The sequence below is a fragment of the Vicinamibacterales bacterium genome (assembly GCA_035699745.1).
Taxonomy (GTDB): domain Bacteria; phylum Acidobacteriota; class Vicinamibacteria; order Vicinamibacterales; family 2-12-FULL-66-21; genus JAICSD01.
Window position 1 is genome coordinate 1 of the sequence record DASSPH010000082.1, and the last position, 14,797, is coordinate 14,797.

14 protein-coding genes are annotated in these 14,797 nt (G+C 68.6%); 5 read left to right on the top strand and 9 right to left on the bottom strand.

Annotation, left to right across the window (positions count from 1 at the left end; genetic code table 11):
• The 4 genes from VFK57_20240 to VFK57_20255 form a co-directional block, all read right to left on the bottom strand.
• On the bottom strand, window positions 1–721 hold a 721-nt coding region (locus tag VFK57_20240; protein HET7698055.1), incomplete at its 3' end, for a nucleotidyltransferase family protein.
• Entirely contained in the window at window positions 721–1,287 is a 567-nt protein-coding gene (locus VFK57_20245) for a class IV adenylate cyclase (protein HET7698056.1), read from the bottom strand. The genes VFK57_20245 and VFK57_20240, both read right to left, overlap by 1 nt.
• Window positions 1,288–1,310: 23 nt before the next feature.
• Window positions 1,311–2,876 carry a trypsin-like peptidase domain-containing protein gene (locus VFK57_20250; protein HET7698057.1) on the bottom strand — a complete coding sequence of 522 codons (1,566 nt, stop codon included), beginning with the start codon at window positions 2,874–2,876 and terminating at the stop codon, window positions 1,311–1,313.
• 39 nt (window positions 2,877–2,915) lie between these two features.
• Window positions 2,916–4,094, bottom strand: coding sequence for a M24 family metallopeptidase (locus tag VFK57_20255; protein HET7698058.1), 1,179 nt, complete (start codon window positions 4,092–4,094; stop codon window positions 2,916–2,918).
• A 34-nt stretch (window positions 4,095–4,128) separates the two neighbouring features.
• Between VFK57_20255 and VFK57_20260 the strand changes: the two genes are divergently transcribed.
• From VFK57_20260 to VFK57_20275, 4 genes are all read left to right on the top strand, one after another.
• Window positions 4,129–4,551: an archease gene (locus VFK57_20260; protein HET7698059.1), complete on the top strand. Its 423-nt coding sequence runs from the start codon at window positions 4,129–4,131 to the stop codon at window positions 4,549–4,551.
• Window positions 4,552–4,644: 93 nt separating this feature from the next.
• A complete protein-coding gene (locus VFK57_20265) occupies window positions 4,645–6,084 on the top strand; it encodes an RtcB family protein (GenBank protein ID HET7698060.1) in 1,440 nt (479 codons plus the stop codon).
• A gap of 51 nt (window positions 6,085–6,135) precedes the next feature.
• Window positions 6,136–8,220 carry a VWA domain-containing protein gene (locus tag VFK57_20270; GenBank protein ID HET7698061.1) on the top strand — a complete coding sequence of 695 codons (2,085 nt, stop codon included), beginning with the start codon at window positions 6,136–6,138 and terminating at the stop codon, window positions 8,218–8,220.
• A gap of 89 nt (window positions 8,221–8,309) precedes the next feature.
• A complete protein-coding gene (locus VFK57_20275) occupies window positions 8,310–8,708 on the top strand; it encodes a hypothetical protein (GenBank protein HET7698062.1) in 399 nt (132 codons plus the stop codon).
• Between the two features lie 56 nt (window positions 8,709–8,764).
• On the opposite strand, the gene VFK57_20280 is transcribed toward VFK57_20275, so the two are convergent.
• The 5 genes from VFK57_20280 to VFK57_20300 form a co-directional block, all read right to left on the bottom strand.
• The gene (locus VFK57_20280; GenBank protein HET7698063.1) at window positions 8,765–9,304 is read right to left on the bottom strand and encodes a putative metal-dependent hydrolase; all 540 of its coding nucleotides are present in this window, start codon (window positions 9,302–9,304) and stop codon (window positions 8,765–8,767) included.
• A gap of 67 nt (window positions 9,305–9,371) precedes the next feature.
• Window positions 9,372–9,875, bottom strand: a complete 504-nt coding sequence (locus VFK57_20285; protein HET7698064.1) for a hypothetical protein — start codon at window positions 9,873–9,875, stop codon at window positions 9,372–9,374.
• A 58-nt stretch (window positions 9,876–9,933) separates the two neighbouring features.
• Complete coding sequence (locus tag VFK57_20290) at window positions 9,934–10,392, bottom strand: hypothetical protein (protein HET7698065.1); 459 nt, start codon at window positions 10,390–10,392, stop codon at window positions 9,934–9,936.
• Window positions 10,393–10,437: 45 nt separating this feature from the next.
• Window positions 10,438–12,567, bottom strand: coding sequence for an alpha-glucan family phosphorylase (gene glgP / locus VFK57_20295; protein ID HET7698066.1), 2,130 nt, complete (start codon window positions 12,565–12,567; stop codon window positions 10,438–10,440).
• 6 nt (window positions 12,568–12,573) lie between these two features.
• The gene (locus VFK57_20300) at window positions 12,574–13,539 is read right to left on the bottom strand and encodes a pyridoxal-phosphate dependent enzyme (protein ID HET7698067.1); all 966 of its coding nucleotides are present in this window, start codon (window positions 13,537–13,539) and stop codon (window positions 12,574–12,576) included.
• An 80-nt stretch (window positions 13,540–13,619) separates the two neighbouring features.
• On the opposite strand from VFK57_20300, the gene VFK57_20305 reads away from it, so the two are divergent.
• Window positions 13,620–14,744 (top strand): N(4)-(beta-N-acetylglucosaminyl)-L-asparaginase, encoded by a 1,125-nt coding sequence (locus VFK57_20305; protein HET7698068.1) that lies wholly within the window; start codon window positions 13,620–13,622, stop codon window positions 14,742–14,744.
• Window positions 14,745–14,797: the final 53 nt, after the last annotated feature.

The following is a 14,797-nucleotide window of genomic DNA, read 5'->3' on the forward strand; positions in this document are numbered from 1 at the left end:
CGCCGCTGACGAAGCCCATCACCGACCCGCGCCGCTCGGCAATCAGCTGCGGATACAGACCCAGCACCGTCTCGGACGGCACGCCGTCGGGCAGCGACATGAACGCCGCCGCCTCGATGACCTGCGGGCCGATGAAATGAAATCCCTGCGTTCCGCGGCGCGTGAAGGCGGTGACGGCATGGTCGTCGTCGAGCTGCACGCTGCCGTATTTCTCCGGACGCGGATTCGGGATCAGCGCCATCGTCACCGCCGCGCCGCTGCGGCGATGCTGCTCGATCATCGCGCGGAGATCGACGGTCGTCAGCGTGTCGCCGTTCACGAGAACGCAGGTTCCGCCTTCGCCCGTTCGGGGCTTCGGCGCGACCAGTCCGCCGTCATTCCGTTCCGCGGGGCTTGCCGCGCCGGAGCCGCCGTGCGGCGAAGGCGGGTCGAGCAGCAGCGGCAGGGCATGGCGGGGACCGCCGGCGGAGCCGAGCACCGGGGACTCCCACGAGTACCGTACCCGCGCGCCGAGATCGCTGCCGTCGCCGACCACCGCGGTGATCGTCTCGGGCTTGTGGTGAAGATTCAGGACGAGATCGGTGAGGCCCTGCCGCACGAGCCACCCGATCGTGCGGCGAACGAGAGGTTCGCCATCGACCGGCGCAGCGGCCTTCGCGCGCGCGAGCGTCAGGGGCTGCAATCGCGTGCCGAGACCGGCCGCCAGCACGAGGGCTCGCACTACTCGGTGGCGTCGAAGACCATGTCCGGGCCTTTGATGCCCGCTTCGTCGCGATACTTCAGGTACAAGCCCCGGTAGGAGTCGACGATGTAGTCTTCGGGGCGGCGGCCGAGCAGCGTCGCCATCGTCGTGATGCCCTGCTCGCTGCCTTCGATCTCGACGAAGACGCCGACCGGCGTCTCGTCGACCGCCACGATGACTTCCTCGTGGCAGAACTCCTCGCGGTATTTCTCGTAGCGGAACCAGACGTGGAAGCCCAGCTCCTCGAAGATGCGCAGCAGCAGCAGGCCGTCGCCGACGATGGTCTCGAACTCGTCGCGGAGCTTCATCACCGATGCCTGCACGGGGCCCTTGAAGGTGATGCGGCTGTTGCCGTTCTCGACACGGATGCGCAGCACGCAGCGCTGCCGCCGCAGCGACTCGTCCTCGGTGTCGAGCAGGGCGTCTTCCTGGAGCCGCCTGCCGAGGAGCGGCGTGGCCCCCGTCGCCATGATGGCGGCGCGGGCCGATTCGACCGAGTCGTACCTCAGCTTTATCTCGCGCTCGACGGTGGTCGTGCTGCTCATGATCGGGCCGATTATAGGCCCGTCTAGCGCTTCGTCATCGTCACGAATACGTTGTCGCCGTTCCGCCAGACCAGCATGAAGATCGGCTGGCCCAGCTGAGCTTTCTGCAGCTCCCGCGTGATCTGGCTGACATTTGCCACCCTCTGGCGGTTCACCTCGAGGATGACGTCCCCGGGGATCACCCCGCCGTTCGCCGCCGGGCTGTTCCGATCGACGTCGCTGACGATGGCCCCGCCGGCGTTGGCAGGCAGGTCCAGGCGCCGGGCGATTTCGGGGGTGATCTGCTCGAGCGTCATGCCCAGGCCGGTGGCGGTGGGCTCGGGATTGTCGGGCGTGGAGCCGCCGCGCCGGGCGGTGCGGGACTGCTCGGCGTCGAGATCCAGCTCATCCACAACGACGTTCAGCGAGCGGCGCTGGTTGTTGCGGTAGACCACGATCGGCACGCTGGTGCCCGGTTTGGTGCTCACGACCATCGCGACCAGCGAGTCGCTGTCCTTCACCGGCTTGCCGCCGAACTCGACGACCACGTCACCCGGCTCGACGCCGGCCTTGTCGGCCGGACCATTCGGGTTGACCTTGTTGATCAGCGCGCCGTTGGTATTGGGCAGGCCGAAGGCCCTGGCCGTCTCGGTCGTGAGGTGATCGATCGAGACCTCCACGCCGATCACGCCGCGGATCACCTTGCCGTTGCGCAGCTGCGGCAGCAGATCGCGAATCGTGTTGATCGGCGTGGCGAAGCCGATGCCGATGTTCGCCGACCGCTCGTCGGTGTAGATCGCGGTGTTCATGCCGACGACTTCGCCGCGCACGTTGAGCAGCGGTCCGCCGGAGTTGCCCGGATTGATCGCCGCATCGGTCTGCAGCATGTTCTGGGCGCGTCCCGGCGTGCCGCCGAACGGGCGGCCGAGCGCGCTGATCACGCCGACGCTGACGCTGTGCCCGAGGCGGAACGGATTGCCGATCGCCATCACCCAGTCGCCCGCCTGCATCTGCTCGGAGTCGCCGAAGCGGATCGGGGTGAGCGGGGCGCGCGGCATCTCGGTCATCTGGAGGAGCGCGGTGTCGGTCAGCGTGTCATGGCCGACGATCTTCGCCTGGAAGGACTCCAGCCGCTCGGCGCCGTAGAGGCTGATCCGGATCGTCTCCGCCCCGTCGACGACGTGGTTGTTGGTGAGCACGAAGCCCGCGGGATCGATGATGAACCCGGTGCCGGCCCCTTCCATGATCGGCGTCTGGCGCTGGCGGTTGCGGTTGCGCGGCGCCTGCTCCGCGCCTCCGCCGCCGCCCCCGCCGAAGAACCGCTGCAGCAGGTCGTCGCTGCCGCCGAAGTACTCGGTGAGGTCGCGGTTCCGCTGCCGCACCTCGGTCTGGATGTTCACCACCGCGGGGGCGGTGAGTTTGGCGATGTTCCGGAATGTCGTGGCGTCGATCGGCCCCGCCAGCGGCGCGCTGTTCATCGCCGGGACGGACACGGTCTGGGCCGACGAGGCCGGGGCCAGATCGAGCCGCGAGGCGATGACCATGCCGACGGCGAGCGACGCAACCGCGGTGAGGATGATGTAAAAGAGCGAACTCTTGCGGGTGGACATTGGAACTCCGTTACCAGTTGCCAGACTCCAGTTGCCGGATCACAGAAGCACGAACTCGGTCTGCAGCGGGCCCGTGACGGTCGCGTCACGATCGCCGACGAACATATTGATTTCGGTGCGAACGCCGAAATCCTTAGAGTACACGCCCGGCTCGATGGTGAAGCCGGTGCCGGGGATCAGGCGGCGCTCGTCGTGCGTTTCATAGTCGTCCATGTGGACGCCGTTGCCGTGCACTTCGGTGCCGAGGCTGTGCCCCGTGCGGTGGATGAACTGCGCCCCGAAACCGGCGGCGTCGAGGACGGCGCGGCAGGCGCGATCCACTTCGAACCCGCGAATCTCCTGCCCGGCCCGCACCCGTCGCTGGACCAGCGCAACCGCGGCGTCGCGCCCGTCGCGCGCCGCGTTGAAGGCGCGCACGTACAGCTCCGGCACGCGGGCGGCGGTGAACCCGACCCACGTGATGTCAGCAAACACCGCGCCCGGCTCCGGGCGCTTGCCCCACAGGTCGAGCAGCACCACCTCGCCATCATTTATTGATCGCGAGTTCCCGGCGGCCGGCATGTAGTGCGGGTTGCCGGCGTTCTGCTGCGCGGCCACCACCGGCGGTGCGTCGGTCACCAGCCCTTCCTCCTCGAACCACCGCACCATCGCGCGCTGGACGTCGATCTCGGTGACCGCCCGCCCGCTGCGCCGCGCCTCGCGGATGAACTCGAAGGCCCGGTCCTTGATGCGGTACAGGCGCTCGGACGCGTCGCGATGGGTGCCGAGCGCGTCGGCGGACCAGATCGCCTCGAAGCGCTGCACCAGATCGCCGGACGAGACGACGTTCAACCCGAGCCCGCGCACCGCCTCGACGGTGCCGGCGTCGACGCGCGAGATGTATGGAATCGAGTTGTTCGGCGAGTATTCCATGGCCACGCGCTTGAGGCCGCCGAGGACCTGCTGCAGGCCGGCGGCGAGCGTCTCGCGCTGCGAGTAGATCGTCTTGCTGCCCGGCAGATGATCGAGGTTGTAGGGCTCGATCGCGTGCATGAGCTTCTTCGGCTCGCCATCCGCGGGGATGACATAGAACCAGCGCCGGGACGTCATCTTGCCGCCGCCGTCGAGCCCGGTCAACCGCCGCGCGATCGGGTTCGATCCGTGGAAGTCGTACAGCAGCCATCCGTCGAGCCCCTCCTCTTTCAATGCCTGCTGGACGGCGGGAATCGACACCGGCATGGTTTGAGTATAGACGTAAGGGCCGGCAAAACGGATGGGGTTTACCTTCGTCGATCACACCGCGGACGTGGCGGCGGACCTCACCGGCCGCACCGCCGGCGAGCTGTTTGCGTCCGCCGCGCAGGCGCTGACCGACACGATCACGGAGTTGTCCGCGGTGAAGCCGGCGGTCACACAGTCCGTCACACTCGAGGCCGGCTTCCTGGACGACCTGCTGGTCGACTGGCTCAACGAACTCTTGTACCGCTTCGAGGTCCAGAACCTGCTGGTCTCCGACGCGACGGTGACGCTTCGCGAAGCGGACGGCCGCTGGCATCTGGACGCGAGCGTCGCGGGTGAGCCGTTCGACCCGGCGCGCCATCCGTCGCGAGTGCTGGTGAAGAGCGCCACCTACCACGGCTTGCACGTTAGACACGAGCAGGGAACCTGGAGAGCACGCATCGTTTTCGACATTTGACTGTCTCGACGGGATGACGCCCTCACGCTCCGCTGTGGCGAAGCGTCAACCTCGTCGGAGTCGAGCCCGCACCGCTTCCGGCGTGAGGAACACGTGAAGAACGTTGAACGAATGGATCCATATCGCGTCCGGCTGCCGAAGACCGGCGGCATGCGCGTCGACGGCATCGTCTACGCCGACGAACGCATGATGCAGGACATCCAGAAGGACGAGAGCCTGCAGCAGGTGCGCAACGTCGCGCATCTCCCCGGCATCGTCGGCGCCTCGATCGCGATGCCCGACATCCACTGGGGCTACGGCTTCCCGATCGGCGGCGTCGCCGCGATGGATGCCGAGGCCGGCGTCGTGTCGCCCGGGGGGGTGGGCTACGACATCAACTGCGGCGTGCGGCTGCTGCGCTCGACCCTCGTGCGCGACGAGATCGCGCCGCACCTGGACGCCATCGTGACCGAGATGTATCGCAACGTGCCGACCGGCGTCGGCGCGCATCGCCAGGACCTGCGCATGTCGCGCGCCGACCTGCGGCGCGTGCTCGAGAAGGGCGCGGCGTGGGCGGTCTCCCAGGGACTGGGCCGGACCGAGGATCTCGAGACGGTGGAGGAGCGCGGCTGCATCGCCGGGGCCGATCCGGATCTCGTGTCGGACCGCGCGCAGGAGCGGGGCCACACACAGCTCGGGACGCTCGGTTCCGGCAATCACTTCGCCGAGCTCCAGTACGTGGCGGAGGTGTTCGACGAGCGGATCGCCGCCGGGTTCGGGCTGTTCAAGGATCAGGTGACGATGATGATCCACAGCGGATCGCGGGGCCTCGGCCACCAGGTGTGCACCGATCACCTGCGCGTGATGGGGGAGGCCAGCCGCAAGTACGGGATATCGCTGCCGGATCGGCAGCTCGCCTGCGCGCCGGTGACCTCGCCCGAAGGACGCAGCTATCTTGCGGCGATGGCGGCGGCGGCCAACTTCGCGTTCGCGAACCGCCAGGTGATGGCGCACTGGATTCGCGAGAGCCTCGGCGCCGCGCTCGGCATCGCTCCCGATCGGACCGGAGTGTCGGTCGTGTACGACGTCTGCCACAACATCGCCAAGTTCGAGACGTTCGTCGTCGACGGGAACCCGCGGCGCGTCTGTGTGCACCGGAAGGGGGCGACCCGCGCCTACGCGCCCGGCCATCCCGGCACCCCGCCGCCGTACCGCGAGTTCGGGCAGCCGGTGCTGATTCCGGGCGACATGGGGCGCTATTCGTACGTGATGGCGGGAACCCAGACGGCCATGGACGACACCTTCGGCTCCGCCTGCCACGGCGCGGGGCGGCTGATGAGCCGGTCTCAGGCGAAGCGATCGGTCAAGGGGCGCTCCCTGATCAAGGAAATGCGCGACCGCGGCGTCCACGTGATGGCCGCGGGGATGGCGACCGTCGCGGAGGAGATGCCGGAGGCCTACAAGGACGTCGCCGACGTCGTCAACGTCGTCCACGGCGCCGGGGTGGCGGTGAAGGTCGCGCAGCTGCGTCCGCTCGGCGTCATCAAGGGATGAGCGGCAACCGGCCTATAATCGAAGCGCCTGTCTGCTGGTATCACCATGCGAATGATCTCCTCGCTCCTTCTGATCGCGGCGGTCGCGCAGGCGCCCGCACCCGCGCAGCCTCCGGCGCAGCCGCCGCGTCCCTCGGCGCAGCCGCCGGTCACCTTCAAGGTCGAAGTCAATTACGTCGAAATCGACGCGAGCGTCACCGATGCGCAGGGCGCATTCGTCCGGACGCTCACGCGCGACGACTTCCAGGTGCTCGAGGACGGGAAGCCGCAGACGCTGACCGCCTTCTCGATGGTCGACATTCCGATCGAGCGGGCCGACCCGCCGCTGTTCGCGAAGACCGCCATCCCGCCCGACGTCGCGACCAACCGGACGCCGTTCGAAGGGCGCGTGTTCGTGCTGGTCATCGACGACCTGCACACCCGCGGCTATCGCACGATCCGCACGCGGAGCGCGGCGCGGCAGTTCGTGGAGCGCTACGTCGGCGCCAACGACATCGTCGCCGTGGTGAACACCTCCGGGTACGGCAAGGGGATGCAGGACTTCACGAGCAACCGGCAACTGGCGCTGCGGGCGATCGACGCGGCGATGGGCATCAAGGCGGACTCGTCGACCTCGGCGGCGATCGCCGACTACAACATCAACCGTGACCTCCCGGCCGGCGCCGGGTCGAACATCAACGCCTCGTTCAACGAGCTGCAGCGCTTCACCAACGCGCGCAATTCGCTGCGCACGCTGCGCAACATCGCCGATTACATGGCGGGGATGCGCGGGCGCCGCAAAGCGGTGGTCTATTTCAGCGAGGGGATCAACTACAACGTGATCAACCCCTTCGCGAACACCCACGCCACCGACGTCCAGCGCGAGATCCGCGACATGGTCAACGCCGCCACGCGCGCCAACGTGAACGTGTACAGCGTCGATCCTCGCGGCGTCACCAGCGGCATGGAGGACGGGATCGAGATCGGCAACTTCCCGGCGGACGGCTCGATCAATCCCTCGGGGTTGATCGACGAACTGCGTCTGGAGCACGACAGCCTGCGGGTCGTCGCGGAAGAGACGGGCGGATTCGCCGTGCTCAACCAGAACGACTTCCGCACCGGCTTCAGCCGCATCCTCGCGGACAACAGCAGCTATTACGTGCTCGGCTACTATCCGACCAACGACAAACGTGACGGGCGGTTCCGGAACGTGCAGGTGAAGGTGCTGAAGCCCGGGCTGCGCGTCCGCGCCCGCCGCGGCTACGCCGCGCCGACCGCGGGCAAGAAGACCGAACCGGCCGAGACGCCGGCGCGCACCTCGCCGGAGCTGCGCGATGCGCTCGACAGTCCGGTCGCGATCAGCGGCCTGACGATCAGCGCGTTCGCGGCGCCGTTCAAAGGGGCGGGCGGCAACGATGCGCTGGCGCTGGCGGTCGAAATCGACGGCGCCGGGATCCAGTTCTCGCAGACGCCGGCGGGCACGTTCGCCAACGATCTCGAGCTCACGGTGTTCGCGGCGAACGCCGACGGCAAGATCAAGGACGGCGCCCGCGACGTCATCAACCTGGGGCTCCGGCCGCAGACGTACGAGACGGTCCGGCAGGGCGGCTTCCGGATCGTCAGGCGGCTTCAGGTCCCGCCGGGCAAGTACCAGGTCCGCGTCGGCGCGCGCGAATCGGGCGGCCGGGTCGGCACGGTGCTCCTCGACGTCGAGGCGCCAGACTTCTCGAAGGCGGGGCTCTCGATGAGCGGCATCGCGATTGCGTCGGCGTTCGCCAGCCGGATGCCGACCGCGAACCCCGACCCGTCCGTGAACGAGTTGAAGGACGTCCTGCCGTCCGCGCCGACCGCGCTGCGCGAGTTCCCGCGCGGCGACCAGCTCTCGATCTTCGCCGAGGTGTACGACAACGGCGCGAAGGCGCCGCACCGGGTCGAGATCAAGACCGAAGTGCTCGCCGACGACGGGAAGGTCGTGCTGACGAAGTCGGACGAGCGGAAGAGCGAGGAGCTGCAAGGCGCGTCGGGCGGCTACGGCCACACGACGCTGGTGCCGCTCAGCGCGTTCGCCCCGGGCCGCTACGTGCTGCGGATCACGGCGAGGTCGTTTCTGGCGAATACGCCGGCAGTGTCGCGCGAAGTGGAGTTCAGGGTGCGCTGAGGCGAGGTTCGAGGCTCGAGGCTCGAGGTTCGAGGGTCGAGGGTCGAGGGGCGGAATGAAGTTTGTATCGGGTGAGGTGGAGCCACAGGATGAAGCCGCCCGACGATTCCGCCCCGGTGCTCGACTCCCGAACGTCGTCGACCGGACTGGATCCGCGAACCGCGTCGGCGCTCGCGTATCTGGCCGGTCCGTTCTCCGGGGCGCTGCTGCTGTGGACCGAAACCGCCAACCGTGACGTCCGCTTTCACGCGTGGCAATCGATCATCGCGCTCGGCGGTCTGATGCTGGCCGTGGTGGTCAGCGGCGGGCTCGCGGTGCTGGCGCTCTTCGTCTCGGCAACGGCCATGCTGGTGATGCTGCGCGCCGCCACCGTGCTGACAGGCGTGCTCGCCATCGTCTGGGCCATCTGCCTGTGGAAAGCCTTCGCCGGCGGGCGCTGGAAGTTACCACTGGCCGGACACTACGCCGAGCGCCGCCTCCAGCACTGAGCACTGCGCACTGAACGCACCGCGCACCGCGCACCGCGCACCGCGCACTGGCGTGGCTACCAGCCCTGCCGGGCGCGCAGCGTGGTGATGTGCGCCACGTGATGCGGCCCGTGCCAGGCGTAGAGCTGCAGCATGCGATCGAGCGGCATCTGGCCGGACTGCGGGTGCGTCAGCGGCCGCCGGAAATCGGCGTCGGTCATCACCTCGAGCAGGATGCCCCAGCGCTCGTGCAACGCGTCGAGCAGCGACAGCGACGCCTCGATCGGCGCCCGCGCCACGTCGCCGAGCCGCGCCCAGCGATCCTCTTCATACGGGCGGATCGTCGGGTTGTCCTCGGTCAGCGCCAGCTTGAACCGCACGAACGCGTTCATGTGGCTTTCCGGAACGTGATGCACCACCTGGCGGACGGTCCAGCCGCCGTCGCGGTACGGGGTATTCAACTGCGCCTCCGTCAGTCCCCGCACCGCCCCGCGCAGCGCCGCCGGCGTGGCGCGGATCGCGGCAATCGCGGCGCGCCGCGTGTCGGGAGTGACGTCGGGATCGAAGGTGAAGCGGCCGGTGGGGAAGCGGAGATCGGATTCGCCCGGTGAAGTCATGCGCGCATTTTAATGCCCGCATGACCTCCCGGGACAGGCCAAGACCAGCTTGGCCGATGTCGCGCGGCTACTTCTTCGTCGCCGCGGCCGCCTTCTCGTCGGTGAACTTCTTGACCGCCGTGGGCTTCACCTGTCCGTTGGCGTGCGAGAACATCAGCTGACTGCCGTTGATGCCCGGCTTGAGCTGCGCCGCGGTCGTGATCTCGGCGATCTCTCCCGGCGCCAGGGCGTGCCGCAGCCGTCCGCTGCCGACCGACGCCTCCTTCTGCCCGATGTAGAAGTACTCGTCGATGCGCAGGCCGACGATCGGCGCGTTCGAGACGTTCTTGACCTTGGTGGTGTTGTGCAGTTCGCCGTTGACCGCCTTCGGCGTGCCCTTGATGATTTCGATGTACGCCGTTCCTTTGAGCGCCGGCCGCATGCGCGCCTTGATCACTTCCGGCGACGGCGGCGGGGGCGTGGCGGTGGCGGGAACGGCATCCTTCTTCGGAGCGGCCTTGCCTTGCGCGAACGCGGCTGGCGCCGCGGCGAGAAGACCGAGAATGACGGCGGAACAGGCAATGCGCTTCATGTCCAACCTCCAGACCGGGGACCCGGGAGACGACGGACGATGAGCGCAGTATAGACCTCTACATCTCGCCGTTCCAGTCCTCGGGCTCGGGATTGGTCGAGCGGAACACTTCGAGGTGCCACTTGCCGCCGCCCCAGGGCTCGATCACCTCCGCGGCGACGACGTCGACGAGGATCTCGGCGAAGGTGCGCCCTTCGGGATCGCCGTCGAGGTGGTAGGCGGGCTCGTCCCACGCGAACGTCGGATAGAGCATCATCGTCAGGAACAGATCGTAGCCGTCGTCGACGACGATGAGCTGGCCGCAGGGACGCTTCTGCGTGGAATGGTAAATGAGGTACTTCTCCGCGCTGTGCGCGCGGATGTATCGCTTGAGCGCGAACTCGCGCGCGACGATCTCCTCGACGGCAATCTTCTTGTCCCAGCAGTCGCGGCAGTACTTCTCCTCGCCGCGCGGCTCCGAGACGTCTTTGGCGTTGCAGAGCGCGCAGCGCGCCTGAACGACGGTCTTGCGGGGCATATGGCTGATTGTATCAATTCCCGGGAGCCGGCAGGCGGCGCGGCGTCAGCGTCCCACTTCCGCCTGCTGCTGCATCGCCGGCGTATACATCCGGTCGACGTACTCCTTGACCATGCGCCGGGCGCTGAAGCGCGCCGCCACGGTGACGATCGCCTGGCGCACGTAGGTCAGCCAGCGCCGCGGGATGCCGTCCTCCAGGTCGTAGAAGGTCGGGACGATCTCCCGTTCGAGCAGATCGTAGATGCGGGCGGCGTCGGCGGCGTCCTGCGCCTCCTGGGTCGGCTGATCGGCGGCGTCGATCAGCCAGCCGTTCTGGCCGGTGAAGCCCTCGGCCCACCAGCCGTCGCCGATCGAGAAGTGGGGGACGCCGTTGGCCGAGGCCTTCATGCCGCTGGTGCCGCTCGCTTCGAGCGGCTTGCGCGGATTGTTCAACCAGACGTCGCAGCCCTGCACGAGGAAATGCGCGACGTGCAGATCGTAGTCGTCGATGAAGGCGATGCGGCCGCCGAACGCGGGATCGATGGCGCGGCGGTAGACCTGCTGCAGGTGATGCTTCCCGAGTTCGTCCGCCGGATGCGCCTTGCCGGCGAACACCAGCTGCACCGGACGGCGCGCGGCGTTGACGAGGCGCTGCAGCCGGGCGGGATCGTGGAAGATCAGTTCCGGCCGCTTGTAGCCGGTGAAGCGGCGGGCGAATCCGATCGTCAGCGCGCCCGGGTCGAGCAGCGTGCCGGCGGCGACCACGCGCGCGGCGCTGACCTGTTCGTCGCGCCAGCGCTGGCGCGCCCGCTCGCGCACGAACGAGAACAGATACGTCCTGAGCGCGGACCGCGCCGCCCACAGCGCCTCGTCGGGAATGTCGAACACCCGCTGCCACAGCGACGCGTCGTCGTGGCGGTCGCGCCAGTCCGAGGGCATGTACTCGTCGAACAGCCGCACCATCTCGTGCGACAGCCACGTCGGCATGTGCACGCCGTTGGTGATCGCCCCGACCGGCCGGCGCTGCGGCTCGACCCCGGGCCACATCGGCGCCCACATGTCGCGGGTGACCACGCCGTGCAGCTGGCTGACGGCGTTGACCGCGCCGGCAGTGCGCAGCGCGAGCGCGGTCATGTTGAACTGAGGCCCGGCGCCGTTGTCGTAGGCGCCGAGCTGCATGAAGCGGTCGCGGTACTCGCCGAGCGAGCCCCACGCCCCCGACAGGTGGGTTTCCACCAGGTTGAACGGAAACGCGTCGTGACCGGCGGGCACCGGCGTGTGGGTGGTGAACACCGTCGTCCGCCGCACTTCCTCGAGCGCCGCGTCGAACGACTGGCCGCTCTCGATCAGATCGCGGATGCGCTGCAGCACGACGAAGGCGGCGTGCCCTTCGTTCAGGTGCCAGACCGCCGGATGCGATCCGAGCGCCTTCAGCGCCCGCACGCCGCCGATGCCGAGAATGATCTCCTGCTGCACGCGGATCTCGCGATCGCCGCCGTAGAGCCGCGCCGACAGCTCGCGATCCCAGGGCGCGTTCTCTTCGAGATCGGTGTCGAGGAGGTACAGCTTCACCCGTCCGAGCCGCACCCGCCACACCTTGACCAGCACCGTGCGGTTGCCGAGCGGCACCGCGACGATGCACTGGTTGCCCTCGGCGGTCACCGCCGGATCGATCGGCGCGTCGTTCCAGTTCAGCCGCTCGTACGACTCCTGCTGCCAGCCTTCCGGCGAGATGGTCTGGTGGAAGTAGCCCTGCGGGTACATGAAGCCGACGCCGATCAGCGGCAGCCCGAGGTCGCTGGCTTCCTTGCAGTGATCGCCGGCGAGCACGCCGAGGCCGCCGGCGTAGATCGGCAGCGACTGGTGCAGCGCGAACTCGGCGGAGAAGTACGCGATGGTGCCGCGGTTGTCGGCGCAGCGGTGCTGCCACCAGGTGTCGCGCGCCGCCCGGGCGGCGTCGAGCGCGTCCATCGCCGCGTCGTAGATGCTGACGAACCGCTCGTCGCGCGCGGCGGTCTCGAGCAGCTCGGGCGCGATCTGCCGGAGCATGAGCACCGGGTTGTGCGCCGTCTGCCGCCACAGCGGATAGTCGAGCAGCCGGAAGACCTCACGCGCCTGCGAGTTCCAGGTCCACCAGAGATCGCCGGCCAGTTCGGGCAGTCGTTTGATGCGGTCGGGGATGTTCGATTGAGGCATGTCGGACTATTCGCAGGCGCCCACGAGCTTGGCGAACCGGGAGAGATCGACGTTGCCGCCCGAGACGACGGCGACCACCTTGCGATGGCCGCGCGCCGCCATGGCGGGCGCGACGGCGGCGGCGACGGCGCAGGCCGCCGCCCCTTCGGCGATGACGCGCGCCCGCTCGGCGACCAGGCGCATCGCCCGCGCCGCCTCGTCGAGCGAGACGACGATCGAGTCGTCGACGAACTCGTGCAGCAGCGGCCACATCGAGTCGAGCACGGACTTGCCGCCGGCGCCGTCGACGAACGACGCCTGCCACTCGTCGAAGCGGCTCGCCGCGTTGCGCTCGAACGATCGCCGCAGCGGGGCGGCGGTGGCCGGCTCCGCGGCGTAGACGCGGGCGTCGGGGCGCAGCGCGCGGAGCGCGACGCCGATCCCGGCGAGCAGCCCGCCGCCGCCGACCGGCGCGATCACCGCGTCGACGTCCGGCAGGTCCTCGATGATCTCGAGACCGGCGGTGCCGTTGCCGCTGATGAAGTCGTCGTCGTCGAAGGGATGCACGAAATGGCCGGTCATGCGATCGGAGGCGTGCGCCTCGACCGTGCGCCAGCACTCGTCGTAGGAGGCCTTCACGATGGTGGCGCCGAGGCGGTCGATGGCGCGGAGCTTCGCGTCGGGCGCGGTGTCCATCACCATCACGCTGCAGGGCACGCCGGCCTTGCGGGCCGCCAGCGCGACGCCTTGCGCGGCGTTGCCGGCGCTGACGGTCCAGACCCCGCGCGCCACGGTTTCCGGCGGCAGCCGCCGGACGGCGTTGTACGCGCCGCGGATCTTGAACGAGCCGATCGGCTGCAGCGTTTCGAGCTTCAGATAGATGTCCGGAGCGCCCGCGGCGATCGGCCCCAGGGGAACGAGCGGGGTGCGGACGGCGACGTCATAGATGTTCCGCGCCGCGTCGCGGATGGTGTCGATCGAGATGGCTCGCAACAGCCTCGTAGTCTACAATCACCGGGCCCGTCCGCAAACCTGAAACCGTTGAGACGAAAGACGGAACACGAGGACTCGACATGACCGACAAGATCTCCCGCCGCGAATTCGTCGTCACCAGCACCGCCGGCCTCGCTGCGGCGGCGGGCGCGCCGGCGCTGGCGCAGGCGCCGGCGGTCGTCACCAGGAAGCCGGTGAAGCCGGCGGTGATCGCGTCCGCCAACGGCAACCAGTACAAGAACGGCGGCGACAAGACCTGCGTCGAGACGGCGTTCGCGATGATGACGGCCGGCCGGGACGTGCTCGAGTCGCTGATCGCCGGCGTCAACATCGTCGAGCTCGATCCGGCGGACACGAGCGTCGGCTACGGCGGCCTGCCCAACGCCGAGGGGATCGTGCAGCTCGACTCGTGCTGCATGCACGGACCGCTGAAGCGCGCCGGCGGGGTCGGCGCGCTCGAAGGCGTGCGGACGCCGTCGCTCGTCGCCTACCGGGTGATGCAGGAAACCGATCATCATCTGATCGTCGGCAAGGGGGCGCAGGAGTTCGCGCGGGCGATGGGCTTCAAGATCGAGGATGATCTCAACACCGAGCAGTCGCGCAAGACCTGGCTCGAATGGAAGCGGCGCACCGACCCGCTGCACTACCTCGATCCGATCAAGCGCGAGGCGGCGATTCGCCGCGTGAACCTCGACATGATCGACGAGGGCTGGATCGATGCGAATCATTTCTACGGGACGATCAACTGCGACGGCGTGAACGCGAAGGGGGAGGTCTGCGGCGTGACCACCACCAGCGGCCTGTCGTGGAAGATCCCGGGCCGGCTCGGCGATTCGCCGATTCTCGGCGCCGGGCTCTACGTCGACAACGAAGTCGGCGCCGCGGGATCGACCGGGCGCGGCGAAGCCAACCTGTACAACCTGACGTCCTACCTGATCGTCGAGCACATGCGGCGCGGGATGCACCCGAAGGATGCCGGGCTCGAGGCGTTGAAGCGGATCAAGGCCAACACCGTCGAGCAGCGCCTGCGCAAGGCCAACGGCGATCCCAACTTCAACATCAGCTTCTACGTGCTGAGCAACACCGGCGAGTACGCCGGCGTCTCGATGTACGGTGGCAAGAACGTCAACTACGCCGTCTGCACGGAGCAGGGGGCGAAGACGCTGCCGATGGAGCCGCTGCTGCAGGGAAGCGCGACCGATTGACGTCGCTCCGGCGAACGCCGGAGGCAGCCTCGCGATCCACATCGGCACCCGCG